General features: G+C 67.6%; 21 protein-coding genes, 1 tRNA gene and 5 pseudogenes. 16 read left to right on the top strand and 11 right to left on the bottom strand.

The genetic code is table 11. The features are described from left to right. Nucleotides 1–133: 133 nt before the first annotated feature. From x551_RS06735 to x551_RS06660, 16 genes and pseudogenes are all read left to right on the top strand, one after another. The gene (locus x551_RS06735) at nucleotides 134–643 is read left to right on the top strand and encodes a low molecular weight protein-tyrosine-phosphatase (RefSeq protein WP_051495735.1); all 510 of its coding nucleotides are present in this window, start codon (nucleotides 134–136) and stop codon (nucleotides 641–643) included. Nucleotides 644–786: 143 nt separating this feature from the next. Next, nucleotides 787–1,320: a Fe-S cluster assembly transcriptional regulator IscR gene (gene iscR, locus x551_RS06730; protein ID WP_011829856.1), complete on the top strand. Its 534-nt coding sequence runs from the start codon at nucleotides 787–789 to the stop codon at nucleotides 1,318–1,320. A 54-nt stretch (nucleotides 1,321–1,374) separates the two neighbouring features. Beyond that, on the top strand, nucleotides 1,375–2,595 hold the full coding sequence (locus tag x551_RS06725; protein ID WP_011829855.1) for an IscS subfamily cysteine desulfurase: 1,221 nt from the start codon (nucleotides 1,375–1,377) through the stop codon (nucleotides 2,593–2,595). A 45-nt stretch (nucleotides 2,596–2,640) separates the two neighbouring features. Further along, nucleotides 2,641–3,057: a Fe-S cluster assembly scaffold IscU gene (gene iscU, locus x551_RS06720; RefSeq protein ID WP_011829854.1), complete on the top strand. Its 417-nt coding sequence runs from the start codon at nucleotides 2,641–2,643 to the stop codon at nucleotides 3,055–3,057. Between the two features lie 5 nt (nucleotides 3,058–3,062). Beyond that, nucleotides 3,063–3,386 carry an iron-sulfur cluster assembly protein IscA gene (iscA, locus tag x551_RS06715; protein ID WP_011829853.1) on the top strand — a complete coding sequence of 108 codons (324 nt, stop codon included), beginning with the start codon at nucleotides 3,063–3,065 and terminating at the stop codon, nucleotides 3,384–3,386. Nucleotides 3,387–3,447: 61 nt separating this feature from the next. Next, nucleotides 3,448–3,966 carry a Fe-S protein assembly co-chaperone HscB gene (hscB, locus tag x551_RS06710; RefSeq protein WP_011829852.1) on the top strand — a complete coding sequence of 173 codons (519 nt, stop codon included), beginning with the start codon at nucleotides 3,448–3,450 and terminating at the stop codon, nucleotides 3,964–3,966. Between the two features lie 4 nt (nucleotides 3,967–3,970). Continuing rightward, nucleotides 3,971–5,827: a Fe-S protein assembly chaperone HscA gene (gene hscA / locus x551_RS06705; protein WP_036232631.1), complete on the top strand. Its 1,857-nt coding sequence runs from the start codon at nucleotides 3,971–3,973 to the stop codon at nucleotides 5,825–5,827. A 17-nt stretch (nucleotides 5,828–5,844) separates the two neighbouring features. Continuing rightward, the gene (fdx, locus tag x551_RS06700; protein ID WP_011829850.1) at nucleotides 5,845–6,183 is read left to right on the top strand and encodes an ISC system 2Fe-2S type ferredoxin; all 339 of its coding nucleotides are present in this window, start codon (nucleotides 5,845–5,847) and stop codon (nucleotides 6,181–6,183) included. A gap of 83 nt (nucleotides 6,184–6,266) precedes the next feature. Continuing rightward, nucleotides 6,267–6,971 (top strand): DNA polymerase III subunit epsilon, encoded by a 705-nt coding sequence (dnaQ, locus tag x551_RS06695; RefSeq protein ID WP_011829849.1) that lies wholly within the window; start codon nucleotides 6,267–6,269, stop codon nucleotides 6,969–6,971. Nucleotides 6,972–7,009: 38 nt separating this feature from the next. Next, nucleotides 7,010–7,084 (top strand) — tRNA-Val (locus x551_RS06690). An 87-nt stretch (nucleotides 7,085–7,171) separates the two neighbouring features. Then, a pseudogene (locus x551_RS25060) lies at nucleotides 7,172–7,513 on the top strand (CidA/LrgA family protein); the annotation flags it as partial. A gap of 7 nt (nucleotides 7,514–7,520) precedes the next feature. After that, nucleotides 7,521–8,245: pseudogene (locus x551_RS06680) on the top strand (LrgB family protein). A 94-nt stretch (nucleotides 8,246–8,339) separates the two neighbouring features. Next, entirely contained in the window at nucleotides 8,340–8,807 is a 468-nt protein-coding gene (locus x551_RS06675) for a hypothetical protein (RefSeq protein WP_011829846.1), read from the top strand. Nucleotides 8,808–9,028: 221 nt separating this feature from the next. After that, on the top strand, nucleotides 9,029–12,553 hold the full coding sequence (gene dnaE, locus x551_RS06670; RefSeq protein WP_036247918.1) for a DNA polymerase III subunit alpha: 3,525 nt from the start codon (nucleotides 9,029–9,031) through the stop codon (nucleotides 12,551–12,553). A gap of 132 nt (nucleotides 12,554–12,685) precedes the next feature. After that, on the top strand, nucleotides 12,686–13,129 hold the full coding sequence (locus x551_RS06665) for a hypothetical protein (protein WP_011829844.1): 444 nt from the start codon (nucleotides 12,686–12,688) through the stop codon (nucleotides 13,127–13,129). 106 nt (nucleotides 13,130–13,235) lie between these two features. Continuing rightward, nucleotides 13,236–14,419: pseudogene (locus x551_RS06660) on the top strand (patatin-like phospholipase family protein). 27 nt (nucleotides 14,420–14,446) lie between these two features. Here the strand turns inward: x551_RS06660 and x551_RS06655 are convergent. From x551_RS06655 to x551_RS06605, 11 genes and pseudogenes are all read right to left on the bottom strand, one after another. Further along, the gene (locus tag x551_RS06655) at nucleotides 14,447–14,779 is read right to left on the bottom strand and encodes a helix-hairpin-helix domain-containing protein (RefSeq protein WP_036232626.1); all 333 of its coding nucleotides are present in this window, start codon (nucleotides 14,777–14,779) and stop codon (nucleotides 14,447–14,449) included. 160 nt (nucleotides 14,780–14,939) lie between these two features. Then, on the bottom strand, nucleotides 14,940–15,878 hold the full coding sequence (gene rfaE1, locus x551_RS06650; protein ID WP_051495734.1) for a D-glycero-beta-D-manno-heptose-7-phosphate kinase: 939 nt from the start codon (nucleotides 15,876–15,878) through the stop codon (nucleotides 14,940–14,942). Next, nucleotides 15,875–17,044, bottom strand: coding sequence for a lipopolysaccharide assembly protein LapB (lapB, locus tag x551_RS06645; RefSeq protein ID WP_036232623.1), 1,170 nt, complete (start codon nucleotides 17,042–17,044; stop codon nucleotides 15,875–15,877). The genes rfaE1 and lapB overlap by 4 nt, the downstream gene beginning before the upstream one ends. Then, nucleotides 17,034–17,354, bottom strand: a complete 321-nt coding sequence (locus x551_RS06640) for a LapA family protein (protein WP_036232620.1) — start codon at nucleotides 17,352–17,354, stop codon at nucleotides 17,034–17,036. The genes lapB and x551_RS06640 overlap by 11 nt, the downstream gene beginning before the upstream one ends. Before the next feature lie 52 nt (nucleotides 17,355–17,406). Beyond that, nucleotides 17,407–17,742: an integration host factor subunit beta gene (locus tag x551_RS06635; protein WP_011829838.1), complete on the bottom strand. Its 336-nt coding sequence runs from the start codon at nucleotides 17,740–17,742 to the stop codon at nucleotides 17,407–17,409. A 118-nt stretch (nucleotides 17,743–17,860) separates the two neighbouring features. Further along, a pseudogene (gene rpsA, locus x551_RS06630) lies at nucleotides 17,861–19,588 on the bottom strand (30S ribosomal protein S1); the annotation flags it as partial. A gap of 109 nt (nucleotides 19,589–19,697) precedes the next feature. Next, nucleotides 19,698–21,665: a bifunctional 3-phosphoshikimate 1-carboxyvinyltransferase/cytidylate kinase gene (locus x551_RS06625; protein WP_051511878.1), complete on the bottom strand. Its 1,968-nt coding sequence runs from the start codon at nucleotides 21,663–21,665 to the stop codon at nucleotides 19,698–19,700. Nucleotides 21,666–21,723: 58 nt separating this feature from the next. Further along, entirely contained in the window at nucleotides 21,724–22,608 is an 885-nt protein-coding gene (locus x551_RS06620) for a prephenate dehydrogenase/arogenate dehydrogenase family protein (protein WP_011829835.1), read from the bottom strand. A 10-nt stretch (nucleotides 22,609–22,618) separates the two neighbouring features. Next, entirely contained in the window at nucleotides 22,619–23,731 is a 1,113-nt protein-coding gene (gene pheA, locus x551_RS06615) for a prephenate dehydratase (RefSeq protein ID WP_011829834.1), read from the bottom strand. Beyond that, nucleotides 23,724–24,832, bottom strand: a pseudogene (serC, locus tag x551_RS06610) (3-phosphoserine/phosphohydroxythreonine transaminase). The gene pheA and the pseudogene serC overlap by 8 nt, the downstream one beginning before the upstream one ends. Beyond that, a partial coding sequence (locus x551_RS06605; RefSeq protein ID WP_036247915.1) for a DUF2059 domain-containing protein occupies nucleotides 24,829–25,407 on the bottom strand: 579 nt, incomplete at its 5' end. The gene x551_RS06605 and the pseudogene serC, both read right to left, overlap by 4 nt.

The raw sequence follows: 25,407 nt of genomic DNA, 5'->3' as shown, positions 1-25,407 counted from the left end.
CTCCGCGAAGGCGCTCGGCCGCTGAGGATTCGCAGCTCGGCAGGTGGGCCGGCCGACAGCGCCGGATTCGCCTCGGTGTGGCGGTGCGCATGGCGCGCCAGCGCGGAGGCTTCGTCGAGAATCACGGCTCGCGATGGAGAAGCCCGTGCCCGAAGCCCCGCCACCGATCCGTGTCCTCATGGTCTGCATGGGGAACATCTGCCGCAGCCCCACGGCCGAAGGCGTGCTCCGCGCGAGGCTGGCCGCGGCCGGGATGGCCGAGTGGGTGCTCGTCGATTCGGCGGGCACCCATGCCTACCATGTGGGCGAGCCGCCGGACGAGCGCAGCCAGGCGCATGCCGCGCGGCGCGGCTACGATCTGTCGGCGCAACGGGCCCGCGCGGTGGATGACGACGATTTCGAGCGCTTCGACTTGCTGCTGGCGATGGATTGGGACAATCTGGCACTGCTGCAGGAGCGCTGCCCACCGCAGGCCCAGCGCAAGCTCCGGCGGCTGATGGAATTCGGCCGCGCGGCGGGCAGTGAAGTTGTACCTGACCCCTATTATGGTGGCGCGGCCGGGTTCGACCACGTGCTGGATCTGGTGGAGGCAGCCTGCGACGGGCTGATCGAGCACCTGGCTCGAACTCCGGGTCGCGAGTAGGGGAACTTACGGGGACGTGTCCGACCAAATAAGTCGGCTTCACCTATAATTGAGCTATTCAGTCGGGATTAAGTCCCGATGGCTCGCAGTGAAGCGACCCCCGGATACCCGGTCCGCCAGCCACGCGCCTCAAGGAGTTCAGTATGCGTCTCACCACCAAAGGCCGCTTTGCCGTCACCGCCATGATCGACTTGGCCCTGCGCGAGCACAGCGGCCCGGTTGCGCTTGCCGCGATCAGTTCGCGCCAGCAGATCTCGCTGTCCTACCTGGAACAGCTGTTCGGCAAGCTGCGCCGTCATGAGCTGGTCGAGTCGACCCGTGGCCCGGGCGGCGGCTATTCGCTGGGTCGCAAGGCCGAGGAGATCACGGTCGCCGACATCATCGTCGCGGTCGACGAGCCGATCGACGCCACAGGTTGCGGCGGCAAGGAAAACTGCATGGGCGAGGATTCGGGCCGCTGCATGACGCACGACCTGTGGGCCAGCCTGAACACCAAGATGATCGAGTTCCTGGACTCGATCTCGCTGCGCAAGCTGGTCGACGACCAGCTCGCCAAGGGTGTGTCGATCGAGGAGGCGCCGGTCAAGCGGGCGATCTCGTCGCAGCCGGTCGTCAAGCCGATCAAGATCACTGCGCCGAACTCCGTGTTCGCGCTCGGCAGCTCCTTCAGCAAGTAATCAACCGCCTTCCGCTCCCGCCAGCCACGCCCTGATGCCAGGGAGCCGCCCGCCATGGACATGACCCCGCACTTTCCGATCTACATGGACTACGGCGCCACGACGCCGGTCGACCCCCGCGTCGTCGACGCGATGATTCCCTGGCTGCGTGAGCACTTCGGCAATCCAGCCTCGCGCAGCCACGCATGGGGATGGGAGGCCGAAGAGGCGGTCGAGAAGGCACGCGGCGAGGTGGCGGCACTGATCGGTGCGGACCCGCGCGAGATCGTCTGGACCTCCGGCGCGACCGAGTCCAACAACCTCGCGCTCAAGGGCGCGGCGCAGTTCTACAAGACGCGCGGCAAGCACCTGATCACGGTCCGGACCGAGCACAAGGCGGTGCTCGACACCATGCGCGAACTCGAGCGCCAGGGTTTCGAGGTGAGCTACCTGGAGGTTCAGGAAGACGGTCTGATCGACCTCGACCTGCTCAAGACCACGATCCGGCCTGACACGATCCTCGTCTCGGTGATGTTCGTCAACAACGAGATCGGCGTCATCCAGGACATCCCGGCGATCGGTGCACTGTGCCGCGAGCGCGGCATCGTGTTCCATGTCGATGCGGCCCAGGCGACCGGCAAGGTCGCGATCGATCTGGCCACGCTGCCGGTCGACCTGATGAGCCTGGCCTCGCACAAGACCTACGGTCCCAAGGGCATCGGTGCGCTGTACGTGCGCCGCAAGCCGCGCGTGCGGCTGGAAGCGCAGATGCATGGCGGCGGCCACGAGCGTGGCATGCGCTCCGGCACGCTGCCCACGCATCAGATCGTCGGCATGGGCGAGGCCTTCCGCATCGCGCGCGAGGAGATGGGCACCGAGAGCGAGCGCATTCGCATGCTCCAGAAGCGCCTGATCGACGGCCTGGCCGACATCGAGCAGACCTTCCTGAACGGCCACGCCGAGCGGCGCGTGCCGCACAACGTGAACATGAGCTTCAACTTTGTCGAGGGCGAGTCGCTGATCATGGGCATCAAGGGTCTCGCGGTGTCGTCGGGTTCGGCCTGCACCTCGGCCAGCCTGGAGCCGAGCTACGTGCTGCGCGCGCTGGGCCGCAGCGACGAACTGGCGCACTCCAGCCTGCGCATGACCATCGGCCGCTTCACGACCGAGGAAGAGATCGATTACGCCATCGGCACCATCCGCCACAACGTGGCCAAACTGCGCGAACTGTCGCCGCTTTGGGAGATGTACCAGGACGGCGTCGATATCAGCACCATCCAGTGGGCGGCGCACTGAGCCTCGCCCCGGCACCCCGTTCGACCGAGTTTCAGGAGCAGCAGCATGGCCTATAGCGAAAAAGTCGTTGAGCACTACGAGAATCCCCGCAACGTCGGTTCCTTCGAGAAGGGCGACGACACGGTCGGCACCGGCATGGTTGGGGCTCCGGCCTGCGGCGATGTGATGAAGCTGCAGATCAAGGTCAACCCGGCGACCGGGCTGATCGAGGACGCCAAGTTCAAGACCTATGGCTGCGGTTCGGCGATCGCGTCGAGCTCGCTGGTCACCGAATGGGTCAAGGGCAAGTCGCTCGACGAAGCGCTGACGATCAAGAACACCCAGATCGCCGAGGAGCTGGCGCTCCCGCCGGTGAAGATCCACTGTTCGATCCTGGCCGAGGACGCGATCAAGGCGGCCGTGAGCGACTACAAGGCCAAGCATGGCAACGCGCAGCCTGCCGCCGCGACCGCAACGCACTGACCACGATGGCCGTCACCCTGACTCCTGCTGCGGCACGCCACGTGACGCGCTACCTGGGCAAGCGCGGCAAGGGCGTCGGTGTGCGTCTGGGTGTCAAGACCACCGGCTGCTCCGGCTTGGCCTACAAGCTCGAGTACGCTGATGAGGCGGCACCCGAGGACGTGATCTTCGAGGACCAGGGCGTGAAGGTGCTGGTCGACCCGAAGAGCCTGCCGTACATCGAAGGCACGCAGCTCGACTTCGTGCGCGAAGGTCTGAACGAGGGCTTCAAGTTCAACAACCCGAACGAACGCGACCGCTGTGGTTGCGGTGAATCGTTCCGGATCTGAAACCGACGATGCATAAAAGGGCGCGGCACGGCCGCGCCCTTTTTTTGATCCCCCGACGACGATGAAGCTCGACAGCGACGATTTCGAACTCTTCGGCCTGCCGAGGCGCTGTGCCCAGGATCGTGTGCAGATCGATGCACGCTGGAAGGCGCTGCAAGCCGAGGTGCACCCTGATCGGTTTGCGACCGAGGGCGCGGCGGCGCAGCGCGTCGCGATGCAGTGGGCCGTGCGCGTGAACGAGGCCTATGCACGGCTGAAGGATCCGCTGAAGCGCGCGGCCTACCTGTGCGAGTTGCAGGGCGCCAAGGTCGATGCCGAGAACAACACGGCGATGCCAGCGAGCTTCCTGATCCACCAGATGGCCTGGCGCGAGGCGCTCGACGACGCGCGCGACGGCGCGGCCGTGGAGTCGCTCAACGACGAGGTGCTGGCGTTCCGCCGCGCGGCCCTGGCTGAACTGGAGTCCACGCTCGACGAGCGCCGCGACTGGGCTGCCGCAGCGCAGCAGGTCAGAGCCCTCATGTTCGTCGAGCGCTTTGCGCACGATCTCGATCGGCGCCTGGAAGCGCTGGGACAATAGACGAATGGCTCTGCTGCAAATCTCCGAACCCGGCCAGTCGCCGGACCCGCACCAGCGGCGCATCGCGGTCGGCATCGATCTCGGCACCACGCATTCGCTGGTGGCTGCGGTGCGCTCCGGTGTCGCCGAATGCCTGCCCGACGACGAAGGCCGCGTGATCCTGCCTTCGGCGGTGCGCTACCTCGAAGGCGGTCGCCGCGCGATCGGCTTCGATGCGCTGGCGGCGCAGGCCGAGGACCCCGAGAACACCATCGTCTCTGCCAAGCGCTTCATGGGCAGGGCGCTGACCGACATCGACGACCGCGAGAAGCTGCCGTACCGCTTCGTCGACCAGCCGGGCATGGTGAGCGTGGCCACCCGCGATGGCGTGAAGACGCCGGTCGAGGTGTCGGCCGAACTGCTGGCGACACTGCGCTTCCGCGCCGAGGACAGTTTCGACGACGAGCTGTTCGGTGCGGTGATCACGGTGCCGGCCTACTTTGACGACGCGCAGCGCCAGGCCACCAAGGACGCGGCGCAACTGGCCGGCCTGAACGTGCTGCGCCTGATCAACGAGCCCACCGCGGCGGCGATTGCCTACGGTCTGGAGAACGGCAGCGAAGGCCTTTACGCGGTCTACGATCTGGGCGGCGGTACCTTCGACATCTCGCTGCTGCGCTTGAGCGAAGGCGTGTTCGAAGTCGTCGCGACCGGCGGCGACTCCGCACTGGGAGGCGACGACTACGACCATGCTCTGGCCGACTGGGCACTGGCCGGTGCCGGACTCGCGGCCGAGACAGCGCAGGACAAGAGGGCGGTGCTGGTCGCCGCGCGAGCCGTCAAGGAAGCCTTGTCGTCCGCGGCCGAGGCGCGCATGCAGGTCGTGCTCCGTGCCGGCTTGCTGGACCTCGCGGTCACGCGCGTGCAGTTCGAGGCGCTCACCAAGCCGCTCACCGACCGCACGCTGGCCGCGGTGCGCAAGGTGTTGCGCGATGCCAAGGTGAGCAAGGACGAGGTCAAGGGCGTCGTGCTGGTCGGCGGCTCGACCCGCATGCCGCAGATCCGCGAGGCCGTCACGCTCTACCTCGGCCGCTCGCCGCTGACCGACCTGAACCCTGACGAAGTGGTGGCGCTGGGCGCCGCGATCCAGGCGCACCAGCTGGCGGGCAATGCCTCCGGCAACGACCTGCTGCTGCTCGACGTGACGCCGCTGTCGCTGGGTCTCGAGACGATGGGCGGGCTGGTCGAGCGCATCATCCCGCGCAACAGCAGCATTCCCACGGCACGGGCGCAGGACTTCACCACTTTCAAGGACGGCCAGACCGCGATGGCCATCCACGTGCTGCAGGGCGAGCGCGAGCAGGTCGAATATTGCCGCTCGCTCGCACGCTTCGAACTGCGCGGCATCCCGCCGATGGTGGCCGGGGCCGCGCGCATCCGCGTGAGCTTCCAGGTCGACGCCGACGGGCTGTTGAGCGTCACCGCACGCGAGCAGACCTCCGGCGTCGAAGCGGCGGTGACGGTCAAGCCGAGCTATGGCCTGGCCGATGAGCAGATCGCGCGCATGCTGCAGGAGGGCTTCACCACCGCAGAGGGTGACATGCGCGACCGCGCGCTGCGCGAGGCTCGCGTGGAGACAGAGCGCATGGTGCTGGCCACCCGTGCCGCGCTGGAGGCTGATGGCGACCTGCTCGCCGACGGCGAGCGCGCCGGCATCGAGGCGCTGATGCGCGCGGCCGAGCAGCAGGCGCTCGGTGAAGATGCGGCAGCCATCGATGCGGCCGTCAAGGCGCTGGCCGATGGCACCGAGTCTTTCGCGGCCGAGCGCATGAACCGCGGCATCCGGCAGGCCCTGGCTGGCCGGCGCGTCGAAGAAGTCTGACCCCGTTCGAGAATGCCATGCCCATCATCAAGATCCTGCCGCATCCCGAGTACTGCCCCCAGGGCGCAAGCATCGAGGCGGCGCCCGGCAGCTCGATCTGCGAGGCGCTGCTGGAGCACGACATCGAGGTCGAGCATGCCTGCGAGATGAGCTGTGCCTGCACCACCTGCCACGTCGTCGTGCGCGAGGGTTTCGCGTCGCTGAACGAGATGGACGAGAACGAGGAAGATCTGCTGGACCGCGCCTGGGGCCTGGAGCCGAACTCCCGCCTCAGCTGCCAGGCCATCCTGGCGCAGCAGGATCTGGTGGTGGAGATTCCGCGCTACTCGATCAACCACGCCAAGGAGAATCACTGACCGGCGGTACGCCGGTCAGTGATTTCGGCGTAGGCTCATGGCGCGCAGCGATGTGATGCCGAAGCAGAATCACTGCACTCACCATGAGCCGCCAGATCTTCCTCGACACCGAGACCACCGGCCTAAGCCCGGAGAACGGCGACCGCATCATCGAGATCGGTTGCGTGGAGATGCTCAGCCGCCGCCTGAGCGGCAACAACCGGCACTTCTACCTGAACCCCGAGCGTCGTAATCACGAGGATGCCGTGAAGATCCACGGCCTGACCGACGAGTTCCTGGCGGACAAGCCCAAGTTCGCGGTCGTTGCCGATGAGCTGATGGAGTACTTGGCTGGCGCCGAGATCATCATCCACAACGCGGCCTTCGACGTCGGCTTCCTCGACGCGGAGCTGAAGCGCCTGCAGCGGCCCCGCTTCGCCGAGCAGGTGGGCGCGGTGACCGACAGCCTGACGATGGCGCGCGAGATGTTCCCTGGCAAGTCCAACTCGCTCGACGCACTGTGCAAGCGCCTCGAGGTCGACAACGCCAGCCGCACCTTGCACGGCGCGCTGCTTGACGCAGGGCTGCTCGCGGAGGTGTATATCCGCATGACGCGAGGCCAGAACTCGTTGGTCATCGATGCCGGCGCAGCGTCAGGCGGGGCGATCGCCGTCGCGGACATCGACCTGCGGCAGTTCGCTCTGCCCGTCATCGAACCCAGCGACGACGAGCGTCAAGCGCACGAGGCCGTGCTCGCAGAACTCGACAAGGTTTCCGGCGGCAAGACGCTGTGGCGCGCCATGGCATAATGCCGGCTTCTCGCGTTACCCCGCGAACCCGATTATTCGGGCGGTTAGCTCAGCGGTAGAGCACTGCCTTCACACGGCAGGGGTCGCAGGTTCGAACCCTGCACCGCCCACCAGACAGAAGCCCGCAAGCGGTCGCGCTTGCGGGCTTTTCTCTTGGCGCTGTGGCGAGCCTCTGTCGGCCACGTTCACCGGAGTGTCCGATGCTGCACGCGATCGCTGCCTTGTTCATCCTGCAACTGATCGGCGAAGTGCTGGTGCAGTGGCTCGGCCTGTCGGTGCCGGGGCCGCTGGTCGGCATGCTGCTGCTGTTGGCCGCGCTGATTGCCTACGGCCGGGTGCCGGAGGCCTTGCGCGACACCACCAACGGGCTGCTGCAGCACCTGATGCTGCTGTTCATCCCCGCGGTCACGGGTGTGATGATGCATTTCGGCCGCGTTTCCCAGGAATGGCTGCCGTTCCTCGCGGCGGGCGTGGGCGGCGCCGCGATCACGCTGGTGGTCACCGCTTTCACTCTGCGCTGGATGCTGCGCATCACCAAGCGTCCGACCAATGAAGCACAGCCTGTTCGAGGTCTGGGTCTTCCTGGCCAGTTCGCCGCTGCTGTGGCTCACGGTGACCTTGCTGGCGTACTTCGGTGCGACCTGGCTGTACCGGCGCTGCGGTGCCACGCCGTTCCTCATCCCGGTGATGACGGCGACCGTCGCGATCATCGCGGTGCTGCTGCTCACGGACACACCCTATCCGACCTACTTCGAGGGTGCGAAGTTCGTGCATTTCCTGATCGGCCCGGCGACGGTCGCACTGGCCGTGCCGCTGTACAGCCAGTGGGAGCGCCTGAAGCGGATGTGGCTGCCGATCTCGGTAGCCTGGTGGTCGGCTCGGTGACGGCGATCCTCTCCGGCATGGGCATCGCGTGGGCGCTCGGCGGCTCCCCTGAGACGGTGCTGTCGCTGGCGCCGCGTTCGGCCACGATGCCGATCGCGATGGCAGTGGCCGAGCGCATCGGCGGCCTGCCGTCGCTTGCCGCGGTGGGCGTGGCGGTCACCGGCGTGGGCGGTGCGATCGTCGCACGGGGTCTGCTGAACCTGTCGCGCATCGACGACCCCGCGGTGCGCGGCTTCGCCGTCGGCATCACCGCGCACGCGGTCGGCACGGCGCGCGCCCTGCAGGTCAACGAGACGGCAGGGGCCTTCTCGGCACTCGCCATGGGCCTGAATGGCATCGCGACGGCGCTGCTGATGCCGTTGATCCTGAAGCTGCTGCACTGGCTGTAGCAGAGAGCGGAGAGCGGGCTGGGAATGGCTCGCTTTGCCGTTGAGAAATAAACGGTATAAACTGAAAATACTGTTTATTCATCAAAGGAATTCCATGGTCACGAAATCCAAGTCCACGGGCGCCGTCGGGCGCAAGGCGGTCGCCGCGAAGCCGGTCAAGGCCGCTCCGGCGCCGGGCAAGCGCGCCAAGGCCGCCGCTGCTCCGGACCGCGCCGACGCGCCGAAGAAGCGCGAGAAACTGGTCCGTGACGGCTTCACGATCCCCAAGGGCGAGTACGCCGCGCTGGCCGACCTGAAGCAGCGCGCCGCCAAGCTCGGTCAGGCAGCGAAGAAGAGCGAGCTGCTGCGCGCCGGCATCAAGTTGCTGACCGAACTGGCCGACACGCGCTTCGTCTCGGCGCTGCTGGCGGTGCCGACCCTGAAGACCGGGCGTCCGCGTGTGAGCGAAGCGTCGGTGACGCCCGCAGCAGCGCCGAAGTCCACGCCGAAGGCGGCCGCCACCCGGAAGCCCGCGACGAAGAAGCCAGCACCGCGCAAGGTCGTTGCCCGAAAGAGGGCCTGAGCCTTCCCGGGCTCCGGTCCTGCCCGATTCGAGGCAGTGGCCGGTGGCGGCGCATCGGCCGGGCCTCGCAGCGCATCGGCCGTGGTTTTCCACAGGTTTGTGCACCGCTGCGGTGGACAACTTGTGCAGGCAGCGTGCGGGCCCGGGCGTCATGGGGCGATTGACGGGAATCGAGCGGATCCGAGCGTCGATGCAGTGGGGCGCTTCCCTAGAATCCTCGCATGACTTCGTCCCCGAGCTTCGTTCACCTCCGTACCCACACCGAGTACTCCGTCGTCGACGGGATGCTGCGTGTGGACGACATGGTGGCCGCGGCGGCGGCCGATGAGCAACCCGCGCTGGCGATCACCGATCTGTCGAACCTGTTCGGTGCGATCAAGTTCTACGGCGCGGCGCGCGGCAAGGGTGTGCAGCCGCTGATCGGTGCGGATCTGTGGCTCGAGGCCGAGGGCGACGAGAAGCAGCCGAGCCGCTTGCTGCTGCTGGTGCAGAACCGCACTGGCTACCTGAACCTCTGCGAGCTGATCTCGCACGCGTGGACCGAGAACCTGCAGCGCCACCAGGCCTGCGTGGCATGGCCTCAGTTGGCGAAGCATGGCGATGGACTGATCGCGCTGTCCGGCGCCGACCTGGGCGCGGTCGGGTTGGCGCTGCTGGCCGGTGATGCGGCGCGGGCCGAGGCGCAGGCGCTGCGGCTGGCTGCGCTGTTCCCTGGGCGCTTCTATCTCGAATTGCAGCGTGCCGGGCAAGCCGGCAACGAGGCCCAGGTGAGGGCGGTGGTACCGCTCGCCGCGAAGCTGGGCCTGCCGGTGGTGGCGACGCATCCAGTGCAGTTCCTGAGTACCGATGATTTCGAGGCCCACGAGGCCCGCGTCTGCATCGCCGAAGGCGAGACGCTCACCAACCCTCGCCGCGTCAAGCGCTTCACGCGTGAGCAGCATTTCAAGACCGCCGCGCAGATGGTCGAGCTGTTTGCCGACATTCCCTCGGCGATCGCCAACACGCTGGCGATTGCGCGCCGCTGTCATCTGACGCTGACGCTCGGCAAACCGCAGCTGCCCGACTTTCCGACACCGATCGTCGACGGACAGCGCATGGCGCCGGACGACTACTTTCGCCACGCCTCGCACGCCGGGCTGAACGAGCGGCTCGCGCAGCTCTACCCGAACGAGGACGAGCGCGAGCGTCATCGCGCACGCTACGTCGAGCGGCTGGACTTCGAGATCGAGACGATCCTGAAGATGGGCTTCCCGGGCTATTTCCTGATCGTGGCCGACTTCATCAACTGGGCCAAGGGCAACGGCTGTCCGGTCGGGCCAGGGCGGGGCTCGGGCGCCGGCTCGCTGGTGGCCTATGCGCTGAAGATCACCGACCTCGACCCGCTTGCCTACAACCTGCTCTTCGAGCGCTTCCTGAATCCCGACCGCGTGTCGATGCCCGATTTCGACATCGACTTCTGCCAGGGCAACCGCGATCGCGTGATCGACTACGTGAAGCAGAAGTACGGCCGAGATGCGGTGAGCCAGATCGCCACTTTCGGCACGATGGCCGCCAAGGCCGCGCTGCGCGACGTGGGCCGCGTGCTGGGCATGGGCTACGGCCACGTCGACAGCATCGCCAAGCTGGTGCCGGCGCCACCCGGCAAGACGGTGACGCTGAAGCGCCCCGGCGACAGGCCTGACCCGGGCCTGATCTACGCCCGGAAGGAGGCCCCGGAGATCGAGCAGCGCGAGCAGAAGGAGGAGGAGGTCGCCGAACTGCTGGCGCTGGCCGAACGCGTGGAAGGCACGGTGCGCAATATCGGCATGCACGCCGGTGGCGTGCTGATCGCGCCGGGCAAGATCACAGACTTCTGTCCGCTCTACCAGCAGCCGGGCAGCGATTCGGCGGTGAGCCAGTACGACAAGGACGACGTCGAGGCAATCGGACTCGTGAAGTTCGACTTCCTAGGCCTCGCCACGCTGACGATCCTGGAACTGGCCAAGGACTTCATCCGGACACGCCACGCCGATCGCGCCGACTTCGCGTTCGAGAACATCGCGCTCGACGACCGCAAGACCTACCAGCTGCTGAGCGAAGGCAGGACGGTCGCGGTGTTCCAGCTGGAAAGTCGTGGCATGCAGGGCATGCTGCGCGAAGCGCGGCCCAGCGTGTTCGAGGACATCATCGCGCTGGTGGCGCTTTACCGTCCGGGCCCGATGGACCTGATCCCGAGCTTCTGTGCCCGCAAGCACGGCAAGGAGGACGTGGACTATCCCCATCCGCTGATGCGCGAGGTGCTCGAGGAGACCTACGGGATCATGGTCTACCAGGAGCAGGTGATGCAGGTCGCGCAGCGCCTGGGCGGGTACTCGCTCGGCGGCGCGGACCTGCTGCGTCGCGCGATGGGGAAGAAGAAGGCCGAGGAGATGGCCAAGCACCGCGTCATCTTCGCGGAAGGTGCTGCGAAGAACGGCATCGGCGCAGGTCTCGCGAACGAGATCTTCGACCTGATGGAGAAGTTCGCGGGCTACGGCTTCAACAAGTCGCATGCCGCGGCCTATGCGCTGCTGGCCTACCACACGGCCTGGGCCAAGGTGCATTACCTGGCCGAGTTCACCGCGGCCAACATGAGCGTCGCGCTGGACGACACCGACAAGCTCAAGATCTTCCACGATGACGCGGTGTCCCTGGGCGTGGTGTTCGAGGCACCCGACGTCAATGCCGGCGGCTACCGCTTCGAGCCGGTGGCGCCGCAGGGCAAGGAGCGAGGCCGCGTGCGCTACGGACTCGGCGCCATCAAGGGCACGGGGCAGGGCGCCATCGAGGCGATCGTCGACGCGCGCCGTGAAGGCGGTCCATACAAGAGCCTGTTCGACTTCGCCGCGCGAGTGGACCGCAGTCGCGTCAACAAGCGGGTGGTCGAAGCACTGATCAAGGGTGGGGCCTTCGACGCGCTCGAAGCCGACCGGGCGGTGCTGATGGCCAGCGTGCCGCTCGCCTTCGAGTACGCAGACACGCAGGCGGCGAACGCCGACCAGGGCGGCCTGTTCGACTTCGGCGACTCGCATGCCGCCTCGACCAACGAGCCCGATCTCGTGGCGACGGAAGCCTGGAGCATCAAGGAACGGCTGACGCACGAGAAGGCGGCTCTGGGCTTCTATCTCTCGGGCCATCTGTTCGACGAATGCGAGACCGAGGTGCGGCAGTTCGCGCGGCGCCGCATCGCTGACCTGCTCGATAGCCGGGAGCCGCAGTTGCTGGCGGGGATCGTCACCGAGTTGCGGGTCGTCAACGGTCAGCGTGGCCGGGTTGCGATCTTCAAGCTCGACGACAAGAGCGAGACGATCGAGGCCGTGGCGAACGAGGATCTGCTCAACGCGCACCGCGAACAGTTGGTGGAGGACGAGTTCATCGTCGTGCAGGGCAAGGTGCAGCCCGACCGCTTTTCGGGGGGCGTGCGGCTCAATGTGCAGCAGGTGTGGGATCTGGCTGCAGCGCGCTGTCGCTTCGGCCGCTATCTGCGCGTGGCCGTGAACGGCGTCACGCCACCGATCGACGAACTGCTGCGCGAGTTCCCTCCGCGCACCTTGCGCACCGACCAGGGTGACCTGGTCCAGGGCCTGCCAGTGCGCGTGGTGCTGCACCGCGAGGCGGTGCAGGGCGAGATCGACCTCGGCGACGATGGCCGCTTCTTCCCGACCGACACGGCCCTGGCGCGCTGGAAAGCCAGCACCCACGGCCAGGCCGCGGTGGTGTACGAGTGATGGTGCATTTCTTTACAACGCTGCAACATCGTGGTCGTGCCGGCAAGCGGGCAGCCGCAGCACACTGAGGTCGTGTCAGCGAATCGCTTCGCGAGGCGTTGAACAAGTGCACAACCACAAGAGGATCGTTGGATGAAACGCATGCTTCTCGCCGCTACGCTGGCGGTCTCGGCCATCGCGCCCGCGCTGGCGGCCGATGTCGGGGTCTCTGTCAGCATCGGCCAGCCTGGCTTTTACGGCCGCATCGACATCGGCAACTACCCGCAGCCGCAGCTGATCTATCCGCAGCCGGTGGTCATCGCGCCGGCCCCCTATGCGGTGGTGCAGCGGCCGATCTATCTGCGCGTGCCGCCGGGCCACGCCAAGAACTGGGGCAAGCATTGCGCTCGCTATGCGGCCTGCGGTCAGCCGGTCTACTTCGTGCAGGACGGCTGGTATCAGAACGTCTATGCGCCGCACTATCGGGAGGAGCACCGGCACGACCCGCGTGGCGGGCGCGACGAGCGGCGGCGCGGTCGCGACGACCACGATCACCGCGGCAAGGGCCACGGCCCGGGCAAGCACGGCCGTGACTGAATTGACGCCGGACGCCGTCTCGGCGCATCTGGCGGCACGATAACGGCGACTTCTCTCCTTCAGTTCCGCCCTTAGTCACTGCCTGACCCGCGGCTATGCTCGCCGCGTGAGCAAGACCACAGGCTTGGTGCTGACGGGCGGCGGCGCACGCGCCGCCTATCAGGTCGGCGTGCTGTCGGCCCTGAGCCGGCTACGCCGCGACGCCGGCGTGCGCGCTCACGACAACCCCTTTCCCGTCATCGCTGGCACCTCGGCCGGTGCCATCAACGCGGCGGCATTGGCCTGCGGCGCCGACGATTTCGATCGGGCCGTGCGCCTGCTGTTGCGCGTGTGGCGCAATTTCGAGGCCGGACAGGTCTATCGGGCCGATGCCTTCGGCGTGATCCGCACCGGCGCGCGCTGGCTCACCTTGTTCACCGCCGGTTGGGCGCTTGCGCGTTGGCGGCGGGCGCGGCCGCGCTCCCTGCTCGACAACGAGCCGCTCGAGGACTTGCTCGCGCAACTGCTGCCGCTGGATCGAATCCCGGAACTGATCGATGCCGGACACCTGCGCGCCCTCGCAATCAGTGCGTCCAGCTACACCGCGGGCGACCATGTGACCTTCTACGACGCGCCGCAGGACCTGCCGGCCTGGACACGCTCCCAGCGCGTGGCGGCGCGCGCGACGCTCGGCATTCCGCACCTGATGGCGTCTTCGGCCATACCGTTCATCTTTCCGGCGGTCTCGCTGGACCGGCACGGCCGTGCCGAGTACTTCGGCGATGGTTCGATGCGCCAGGCCGCGCCGATCTCGCCGGCGGTGCACCTCGGTGCCGAGCGCATCCTCGTCGTTGGAGCTGGTCGGCTGCACGAGCCGTCTGGCGAGCGCCCGCCGGCGAACGGCTACCCCAGCCTCGCGCAGATCGCCGGCCACGCGCTATCGAACATCTTCCTCGACGCGCTGGCGGTGGACATCGAGCGACTGCAGCGCATCAACCACACGCTCTCGCTGCTTGGCCCGGAGGCTTGGCACAGACGCAGCTCAAGCCCATTGAACTGCTGGTCATCGCGCCGAGCCAGCGGCTCGACGACATCGCGGCGCGACACCTTCACGCGCTGCCGACGCCGGTGCGCGCGATGCTGCGGGCCGTGGGTGTCAGTGACGTGGCGCCCGACAGCGCGCGGGGCGCCGCGCTGGCGAGCTATCTGTTGTTCGAAGCTCCGTACACGCGAGAGTTGATCGCGCTCGGCGAGGCCGACACGCTGGCGCGTCGCGATGACGTGCTGCGCTTCTTCGGCTGGGGCACGTGAGCCAGTGGCTCGATCGCGCCCCCGGGCTCATTTGCCGGCAGCCGACGCCTTGGCGGACGACGTGGGAGCCGCCACCTTGGTGGGCTTCGTCGCGGCGCCGTAGCTCGCGCCGTTGACTGTGAGCCCGGCGTCGGAGAAGCGCTGCGCATTGCCTTCGCCGACGCCCTTGACGCGACCGATCAGGTCGTCCCAATCCTTGTACGGACTCTTCTTGCGCTCGTCGAGCAGTCGCGTCGACAGGCCGGGTCCGATGCCCTTGACGCCTTCGAGCGTCGCCTGGTCGGCCTTGTTGACATCGACCGCGGCGACAGCGGCCATGAACCAGAACGCGAGTAGCGCGCTCAGCATCTTCTTCAGCATGTCGAATCTCCTCCAGAGTGGTTGCGATGGCGAGCCTTGTTCGAGACCCGCCAGAGCACTCTAGAAGCCGCTTGGCAGCCTGCCCATCCTTCCCAGGAGGGCGGCCGGAGGGGTGTTACGTCGCCGGGAGCAGACAACGGCGCGCCGTGAGCGCTGCGGTCTACTCGAACAACTCGTCGTAGCTGACGCTCGCGGTGCCGAACTTGCCGACCACGATGCTGCCGGCTCGGTTGGCCAGCGGCATCGCCTCGCGCGGACTCAGACCGCAGGCGATCATCGCGGCCATCGTCGCGATCACGGTGTCACCGGCGCCGGTCACGTCGAACACTTCGCGGGCCTGGGCCGGCACGCTGGTGTCGCCTCGTGCGTCGAACAGGGTCATGCCTTCTTCGCTGCGGGTCAACAGCAGGGCCTCCAAGCCCAGCTCGACGCGCAGCGCCTGGGCGCGCTCACGCAACTGCGCCTCACTGCTCCAGGCGCCGACGACCTGCGCGAGTTCGGCACGGTTCGGTGTGATCACACTGGCGCCCGCGTAGCGGCGGTAGTCGCTGCCCTTGGGATCCACGAGCACTGGCTTGCCTGAGCGGCGTGCCAATTCAATCATGCGCGGGATGTGTTCCAACCCGCCCTTGCCGTAGTCGGAGAACAGCACCGCGTCCTGCTCGGCGAGCGTGGTTTCGTAGGCCTGCAGCATCTCGGCCAGCACCTCGTGGTCGGGCTGGTTCTCGAAATCGATGCGGATCAGCTGTTGCGAGCGGCCGATCACCCGCAGCTTGACGATGGTGTAGAGCTGCGGGTCGCTGCCCAGCAACGTATCGATGCCGTCGCGCTCCAGCAGGCGCTTCAGCGTGCGCGCCGGTTCGTCGTCACCGACCACGGTCAGCAGGGTCGCGCGGGCACCGAGTGACTTGACGTTGAGTGCCACGTTGGCGGCCCCGCCGAGGCGTTCCTCCTCGCGCGTGACGCGCACCACTGGCACTGGCGCCTCCGGCGAAATCCGTTCCACGGCACCGAACCAGTAGCGATCCAGCATCACGTCGCCGACCACCAGCACGCGTGCACGGCCGAGCTCGGTCTTGTCGCGCACCGGCTTCTTCACTGGTCCTCCAACCGCGTGGGCGGATAGCTGTCCCAGCTGTGGCACCCGGGGCATTGCCAGAAGTAGTGCTGCGCCTCGAAGCCGCAGGCTGCGCAGCGGAAGCGCCGGATCGGCCGGCCGGCGGCGGCCGTGATCTGCTGCAACTGCTCAGCATCGGTCGACGTTGGGACCAGTCCTTGAGCCTGCTGCTCCTTCAGCAGGGCCGATGCGGCCGACAGCGTCGGGTGTGCCTGCAGGTGACGGCGCAATCGTTCGTGGCGCGCGGCCGGATCCGGTTCGAGCTGTTGCAGCGCCGTCACGATGTCGAGGCTCGGAACACGGTCGTAAACGGCTTCCAGCCGCCCGCGGGCGTCGGCTGCGTCACCGCAGGCCAGCGCGCTGTTGGCATAGTCCGATGCGATCAGCGCGAAGGCGCCCGGCTGCGTGGCGAGAAGTTCGTCCCATGCCGAGAGTGCTTCGCGATGCTGGCCGGCGCGCGCGAGGCGCTGCCCGGCGATGACCCGCGGTCGCGGTGCCTGCGGCGCAGCTTCGCGCGCTTTGCGCAGGGCTTCCTCCGCTTCATCGGGGCGGCGGCGTGCATCCGCTTCCAGCGCGATCTCGCAGCCGTAGTGCGCCACGCGGTTGGCGAAGGAGCCGGCGCCTGCGGCCTCCAGCTTGCGAGCCGTCTCGATGGCGGCATGCCAGTCGCGCGAGCGCTCGTGCAGCGTCAACAGCTCGAGGCGCGCATCGGTGGCAAACGCCGTGCCCTCGAGTGCACGGAAGGCCGCCTCGGCGCGGTCGAACAGACCGGCCTTCACGTAGTCCTGCGCCAGCGCGTGCTGGGCACGCTCGCGTTCGGTGGCGGGCAGGTCACCGCGACCGAGCAGGTGTTGATGGACCCGTACCGCACGCTCGTACTCGCCTCGTCGGCGGAACAGGTTGCCGAGCGCGAAATGCAGGTCAGAGGTGCCCGGGTCGTGCTGCACCGCCTCGATGAAGGCGTCAATCGCCTTGTCCTGCTGTTCGTTGAGCAGCAGGTTCAAGCCCTTGTAGTAGGCCTTCGGCGATTCCTGTTGCTCGCGCTTCCACTGGCGGACGTCGAAGCGCGAAGCCAGCCAGCCGAGCGCGAAGGCCACCATCAGGCCGAGCAGCGCCAGCGGCAGCGTGGTCAGCGGATCAAAGTCCATCGCGGGGCGGGTGTTCGGGGAAGGAAGGCTCGGTGCTGCGCGCGGCGTCGGCATCGAGCATCGTCGTCGCGGTCTCGGTACGCGGCAGTTGCTGCTGGGCGACGCGGCGGTGCTTCCACCAGCTCGGCAGCATCGCGAAGATGCCCAGCGCACAGCCGAGGCCGAAGGCGCCGAGAACGATGAACACCATCGGAGCGCGCCATTCATGGCCGAAGAACCACTTGAGCGCGGCGTCGTGCTGATTGTTCAGCGCAAACGCGAACAGCGCAAAGAAGATGGCGGCTCGCAGGAGCCAGTTGAGAGCACGCATCGCCAACGATTCTAGCGACGGCAACGGGACCGAAGCGGGTGCCTCGTCGTGCTCAGGTCGTGGGTTCGTCGCGCGCGGTCTGGTGAGCCTCGGCCTCGAGTGCGGCGGTGTGTGCATCGACCGCTTCCCGGAGGGCCTTGCCGGGCTTGAAGTGCGGGACGAGCTTCTCCGGGATCACCACCTGCTCGCCCGAGCGGGGATTGCGCCCCATGCGCGGAGGACGGCGATTGATCGAGAAGCTGCCGAAGCCGCGGATCTCGATGCGGTGACCGCGCGCGAGCGCATCGCTCATCGCGTCGAGGATGGTCTTGACCGCGAACTCGGTGTCGCGGTGCGTCAGCTGGCTGAAACGCTCACCCAGCAGGGCCACGAGATCGGAGCGGGTCATGATAGATGCGGCGTTCGTTGGCCTGGATCCGGGCACTGTGGCCTGCGCGCATGCCCTCGGGGGCAAAGGGCATGCGCGCAGGCTGGAAACCCTATAAGGTCTCCAGCCTCGGCGGGACTCAGGAGTTGTTCTGGTCCAGCTTGGCCTTCAGCAGGGCGCCGAGGCTCGTGGTGCCGGCGTTTTCACGTTCGGACGTCTGGGCCAGGCGCTGCATGGCTTCCTGGTTATCGACGTTGTCCTTGGCCTTGATCGACAGCTGGATCGAACGCGTCTTGCGGTCGACGTTGATGATCAGCGCCGTGACTTCGTCGCCTTCCTTCAGCACGTTGCGGGCGTCTTCCACACGATCGCGGGAGATTTCGCTGGCGCGAAGGTAGCCGGTCACGTCGTCGGTCAGCTGGATCTCGGCGCCGCGCGCGTCGACCGTCTTGACCTTGCCCGTCACCGTCGCGCCACGGTCGTTGAGCGTGGTGAAGGTGGCGAACGGATCACCGTCGAGCTGCTTGATGCCCAGCGAGATGCGCTCGCGCTCGACGTCGATCGCCAGCACGAGGGCCTCGACTTCCTGGCCCTTCTTGTAGTTGCGCACGGCGGCCTCGCCCGGCTCGTGCCAGGACAGGTCGGACAGGTGCACCAGGCCGTCGATGCCGGCAGCCAGGCCGACGAACACGCCGAAGTCGGTGATCGACTTGACCGGGCCCTTGAGCTTGTCGCCGCGCTTGTGGTTCTGCGCGAATTCGTCCCACGGGTTGGCCTTGCACTGCTTCATGCCCAGGCTGATGCGGCGCTTGTCCTCGTCGATCTCGAGCACCATGACCTCGACCTCTTCGCCCAGCGTGACGAGCTTGGACGGGGCGATGTTCTTGTTGGTCCAGTCCATCTCCGAGACGTGCACCAGGCCTTCGATGCCGGGCTCGATCTCGACGAACGCGCCGTAGTCGGCGATGTTGGTGATCTTGCCGAACAGGCGGGTGCCGGTCGGGTAGCGACGCGAGACGCCGACCCACGGGTCGTCGCCCATCTGCTTGAGGCCCAGCGAGACGCGGTTCTTCTCGGCGTCGAACTTCAGCACCTTGGCGGTCAGTTCCTGACCGACCGTGACCACCTCGCTCGGGTGACGCACGCGGCGCCAGGCCATGTCGGTGATGTGCAGCAGGCCGTCGATGCCGCCGAGGTCGACGAATGCGCCGTATTCGGTGATGTTCTTGACCACGCCGTTGACGAAGGCGCCTTCGCGCAACGTGCCGAGCAGCTTGGCGCGCTCTTCACCCATCGAGGCCTCGACCACGGCGCGGCGTGACAGCACGACGTTGTTGCGCTTGCGGTCGAGCTTGATGACCTTGAACTCCATGGTCTTGCCCTCGAACGGCGTCATGTCCTTGACCGGACGCGTGTCGAGCAGGGAGCCGGGGAGGAAGGCACGGATGCCGTTGACCAGCACGGTCAGGCCGCCCTTGACCTTGCCGTTGACGGTACCGGTCACGAAGTCGCCGGACTCGAGCGAGGTCTCGAGCGACATCCACGACGCGAGGCGCTTGGCCTTGTCGCGCGACAGGATGGTGTCGCCGTAACCGTTCTCGATCGCGTCGATCGCGACGGAGACGAAGTCGCCGACCTGGACTTCGAGCTCTCCCTGGTCGTTCTTGAACTCTTCGATCGCCACATAGGCTTCGCTCTTGAGGCCGGCATTGACGACCACGAAGCTGTGCTCGATGCGGACCACCTCGGCAGTGATCACCTCGCCAGCACGCATGTCGGAGCGCTTGAGCGACTCCTCGAACAGGGCGGCGAACGATTCCATGCCTTGCGACGAGGCAGTTGCGGTTTGACTCATTGGGGTTTCCTGAGGCCGGCGTTCCGGCGATTTGCCACTTGCGTGGCGGGTTAGGTTGAAAGAACCGCCGCTTCAGCGCACCTTGCAGTGCTGAGGGGAAGCCGCGGACCTGGGGCGCCCGTCAATCCTCGTGCGTGGCGCGAGAACCGAAGGGCTGCACGGCGTCCCACCAATCCAGCACCTGATCCACCGAGGTTTCGACGGACAGGGCCGAGTTGTCGAGCAACCGGGCATCCTCGGCCGGCTTCAAGGGCGCCACGCTGCGATGCTGATCGCGAGCGTCACGTGCCTCCAAGTCGGCCCGGAGACTTTCAATATTAGCTGAAATTCCCTTTGAAATCAACTGCTTATGCCGCCGGCTGGCGCGCTGTTCGCTGTTGGCAGTGAGGAAGACCTTGAGCGCGGCGCCGGGGAAGATCACTGTGCCCATGTCCCGCCCATCGGCCACCAGGCCGGGCAGGCGGCGGAAGGCGAGCTGCAACTCCACCAGCGCCTGACGCACGGCGGGCAGGGCCGCGATCTGCGAGGCCAGGCTACCGACCGCCTCGTGGCGGAGCTCGTCGCTGACATCCTCACCGGCCAGCAGCGTCTGCTGGTTCTCGAAGCGCAGCGGCAGCGCGCGCGCGATCGCCGCAACGGCGGCTTCATCGCCGGCCGGTACGCCCTGGCGCAGCGCGGCCAGGGCCGTGGCACGGTAGAGGGCTCCGGAGTCGAGATGGTGATAGCCCAGTCGTTCGGCGAGCGCACTGCCGAGCGTGCCCTTGCCCGAGGCTGTGGGCCCGTCGACGGTCAGCACCGGGACGCGGTCGGTCCGGGCGCGGGTCACGCCGAACAGGGCGTCGAAGTAGGCCGGGAAGGTCTTGTTGACGCAGCGCGGGTCCAGGATGCGCACCGGCACGTCGCCGCCGGCCAGCGGATTGAAGGCCGCCAGCGAGGCGCACATCGCCATGCGGTGGTCGTCGTAGGTGTGGATCGCCGCAGCCTGCCAGCGCGCCGGCGGTGTGACCTCGATGAAGTCGGTGCCTTCCAAAACCGTGGCGCCGAACTTACGGAGCTCGATGGCCATGGCGGCGATGCGGTCGGTCTCCTTGACCCGCCAGCTCGCGATGTTGGTCAACCGCGTGGTGCCGGTCGCATACAAGGCCATTGCCGCCAGCGTCATCGCGGCGTCGGGAATGTGGTTGCAGTCGAGCGCGATCGCGGTCAGCGGCCAGGCGCCGCGGCGTACCACGAGGGCGTTCGCTTCCTCGGTGATGTCGGCGCCCATCGCACGGGCCGCTTCGACGAAGCGGATGTCGCCCTGGATCGATGCGGAGCCGACCCCTTCGATGCGCAAGGGCGTGTCAGCGGCGGCAATGGCCCCGGCCGCGATGAAGTACGAGGCCGACGAGGCATCGCCCTCGACGGCGATCTCGCCCGGCGACCGGTAGGCGCTGCCCTGCGGGATGACGAAGCGTTGCCAGCCTTCGCGCTGCACCGAAATGCCGAAGCGCGCCAGCAGCGCCAGCGTGATCTCGATGTAGGGTTTGGAGATCAATTCGCCATCGACCTCGATCGTGATCGATTGGCGTGCGGCGACCAGCGGCAGCGCCATCAGCAGCGCGGTCAGGAACTGGCTGGAGACGTCGCCGCGCACTCGGATCGGCGCGTCCAGCTTCAGCGTGCCGCGTTCGAGCCGTAGCGGTGGATAGCCTTCATTGGCCAGGCAGGTGATCGTGCAGCCCAGGGGCCGCAGCGCATCGACCAGGTCGCCGATCGGCCGCTCGTGCATGCGCGGCACGCCGCTGAGTTCGAAGCGCGCCCCCTGGTCGGCCGCCAGCAGCGCCAGCGCTGCGGCCAGCGGCCGCATCGCGGTGCCGGCGTTGCCGAGGAAGAGCCGGGCCTCGCGCACGGCCAGCCGCCCGCCGAGGCCGGTGACGACCCGCGCCGCGCCGTCGGTCTCGATGTCGCAGCCGAGCGCGCGCAGCGCGTCGAGCATGACTTGGGTGTCGTCGGAATCGAGCAGGTCGAGCACCCGCGTACGGCCGGCGCACAAGCCGGCGAGCAGCAGCACCCGGTTGGAAATGCTCTTGGAGCCAGGCAGCCGCACCGTGCCGCCCGCGGCCTGGAGCGGGGGATGTCGAGGAAGGCGCGTGGGGTCGCCACGCTCAGCGGCTGCCGCCCGGCTTCGGGCTGCTCATCTGCCAGCCGGCACGCATTTCCGAGGCGTTGCGGATCAGGTCTTCGAGCGCCTCGCTGTTGCCGAGCTTCATCACGTGCTCGAGTGCATCGAGCGTGTGGCGGAATCGTTGCGACTGCTTCAGGATCTCTTCGCGGTTGCTCATCAGCACGTCGCGCCACATCACCGGGTCGCTGGCAGCGATGCGGGTGAAATCACGGAAACCCGGGCCCGCCAGCGAGAGGAAGTCGCGTCCGGCCGGCTGCTTGGCGACCGAGGCGAAGTAGGCGAAGGCCAGCAGGTGCGGCAGGTGGCTGACGGCCGCGAATGCGGCGTCGTGGTTCTCCGGGCTCATCTTGAGCACCTGGCAGCCGATGGCGGCCCATACGTCGGTGGCCTTCTGCACCAGCGCCGCATCGGTCTGCGCCAGCGGCGTCAGGATGACTTGGCGGTTGGCGTAGAGGTAGGCGTCGGCGTTCTCGATCCCCGAGACTTCCTTGCCGGTGATCGGATGGGCCGGCACGAAACACCCAACCTTGTCCTTCAGGACCCGCCGAGCGGCGTCGACCACATCTCGCTTGGTGCTGCCCACATCCATCAGCATCACGCCGGGCTCAACCAGGTGGCGGATGGCCTTCAAGGTGGCCTCGGTGGCCGCCACCGGCACGGCCAGCAGCACCAGGTCGGAGCCCGAGACGGCCAGCAGCGCCGATTCGGCCGCGGTGTCGATCACACCCAGGCGCCTCGCCTTCTCGGTGGTCGACGGCGACTTGCTGTAGCCGACCACGCGTTTCACGAGGCCGGCGCGCTTGAGCGCCAGCGCGAACGAGCCGCCCATCAGGCCGCAACCGATCACGCCGAGTTGGTTGAACATGGGGCGGCAATCAGTGGACGTCGAGCGGGTAGGTGCCCAACAGCTTGAAGAAGGAGCAGGCCGCGCGCAATTCGGCCAGCGCCGCGGCGACGGCCGGCTCGTCGGGGTGGCCCTGCAGGTCGATGTAGAAGTAGTACTCCCACTGATCGGCGCTGCGGGCGGGGCGCGACTCGAAGCGCGTCATCGACACGCCGTGCTGCTTCAGCGGCACCAGCATGTCGTGCACCGCACCGGGCCGGTTGTTGACCGACACCACGAGGCTGGTGCAGTCGTGGCCGGAGGCCTTGGGCTGCGGGTGCCGATCGGGGTGCGTGACGATCACGAAGCGGGTGCGGTTGTGCGGGTCATCCTGGATGGCCGGCGCGACGACGTGCAGTCCGAACTCGCTGCCGGCACGTTCGCTCGCCACGGCGGCGAGGCCGGGGTCGAGCGAAGCCAACCGGGCCCCCTCGGCATTGCTGGCAACCGGCCGGCGCTCGACATCGGGCAGGTGATAGCTGAGCCAGCCGTGGCATTGCGCGAGCGCCTGGGGATGCGCGCACACGGCCTGGATGCCCGCCAGCGAATTGGTCTGGCGCAGCAGGTTGTGGCGCACGAACAGGCTGGTCTCGCCGATCAGGAACAGCGGCGTCGTCAGCAGCAGGTCCAGCGATCGCGCCACCACGCCCTCGGTCGAGTTCTCGACGGGGACGACGCCGAAGTCGGCCGCGGCTGCGGTCGTGGTACGGAACACCTCATCGATGCTGGCGCAGGGCACGCGCACGATCGAGCTGCCGAAGTAGCCCAGGGCCGCGAGTTCGCTGAAGGTGCCGGCCGGGCCAAGGTAGGCCACGCGCGTCGGCGTCTCTAGGGCGCGGCAGGCCGACATGATCTCCCGCCAGATCGGTGCCACGCTGTCTGCCTGCAGCGGGCCGGGATTCGAGGCTTTCAGGCCGTCGATCACCTGGGCCTCGCGCTCGGGGCGGAACACCACCGAGCCTTCGCGCTTTTTGATGCCGCCTACCTCCTGCGCTAGCGACGCACGGCGGTTCAGCAGGGCCAGCAACTCGCGGTCGACGGCATCGATCTGCTGGCGCAAGCCCAGCAGCGCGGGGTCGAGGGGTGAGGCAGCGGAATCAGCCATGGCGTTGCGCAAATTCTCGCATGTAGGTCACCAGTGCCTGCACTCCAGCCAGCGGCATGGCGTTGTAGATCGAGGCCCGCAGGCCGCCCACGCTCTTGTGCCCCTTGAGCTGCAGCAGGCGGTGCTCCTCGGCGCCCGCCAGGAACGGGGCATACAGCCGGTCGTCGGGCAGGAAGAAGGGGACGTTCATGCGCGAGCGGGCCTCGCGCGCGACGCGGTTGGTGTAGAAGGCCGAGCCATCGATTGCGTCGTACAGCAGCGTCGCTTTTCGATGTTGCGCTGCTCGAGCGCCGCCACGCCACCCTGGGCCGCCATCCACTCGAATACCAGGCCGGCAATGTAGATGGAGTACGTCGGCGGCGTGTTGTACATCGAGCCGTTCGCGGCGACGACGGCGTAGTCGAAGGCGCTGGGACAGAAGGGGAGCGCATGGCCGAGCAGGTCCTCGCGCACGAACACCAACGTCAGGCCGGAGGGGCCGATGTTCTTCTGCGCACCGGCGTAGGCGAGTCCGACGCGTGTCCACTCGATGGGCCGCGAGCCGATGTGCGAGGAGCAGTCCATCACGAGCGGTGCGTCGCACCCGAGCGCCCGCAGGTCGGGCAGTTCGTGCATCTCCACGCCGTTGATGGTCTCGTTGCTGCACACGTGCACGTAGCTCGCGTTCGCGCTGAGCCGCCAGGTCGCGGGAGCGGGCAGGGTGGTGTGGTTGGCGGCACCGTCGGCCTCGTTGCTCGCGACGACGTGCGCCTCGCCATAGCGCAGCGCCTCCTGCCGGGTCTTGATCGACCACAGGCCGGTCACCACGTGGTCGGTCACGCCGCCGCGGGACAAGTTCATCGGCACGATCGCGTTCTCGGCGATCGCACCGCCCTGCATGAAGAGGATCTTGAACTCGGCCGGAACGGCTAGCAGCTCGCGCAGCCGCAACTCGGTGCGCGCGAAGATCTCGTCGAACTCGCGGCCGCGGTGGCTCATCTCCATGACGCCCATGCCGCTGCCCCGCCAGTCGAGCATCTCGGCGGCCGCCTGGGCCAGCACCGGCTCCGGCAGCGTGGCCGGCCCGGCGGAAAAGTTGTAGCGCGTGTCACGGCCGGTCAGGGCTTGTCGGCGGACGGGGCGCCCAGCTTCTTCGGCGCAGACGGCTTGAGGCCGCTGCCGGCCGGCGCGCTCGCGCCACCGCCGACCGGTGCGGGCGAGACGCCGAGGATCTTCGCCATCGTGGCCTGCAGCGCCTTGGCCTTCGTCTCGACGGTCGGCTGGACGCCGGCAAGCAGCTTCTGGCCCAGCGCCTGCTCGATCGGCGGCTGCGTCTGCTGCAGCTTCTTGAACACCGGCGATTCGTAGAAGCCGACGACCTGGCGCAGTTCGTCCTCGGTGTATTTCTCTTCCACCGCCGCCAGCATCTGGCTCTGGGCCAGCTCCTGGGCCCGCTTGCGTACCACCGGCGTGAGCTCGTCGGCGTACTTGCGCGCCTCGTCCTGCAGCTGCTTCGCCACGGCATCGCGCTTGTCGGCCGGCACCTTGCTTCGCAATACCGGTTCGGCCGCACCCAGCAACTGCCGAGCCGGTGCCTCGACGATGCTGCGCGCCGCGGCGTCCAACGAATCCTGCTGCAGTGCCACCCAGCGCCTCGCGAGGTCGCGTTTCGCCGGGCTGCCGGCGGCGGGCGCCGC

Source organism: Methylibium sp. T29 (assembly GCF_000576205.1).
Taxonomy (GTDB): Bacteria; Pseudomonadota; Gammaproteobacteria; order Burkholderiales; family Burkholderiaceae_C; genus Methylibium; species Methylibium petroleiphilum.
Note: the sequence above shows the minus strand (reverse complement) of the source record. Positions and strands in the feature narration are given on the sequence as shown.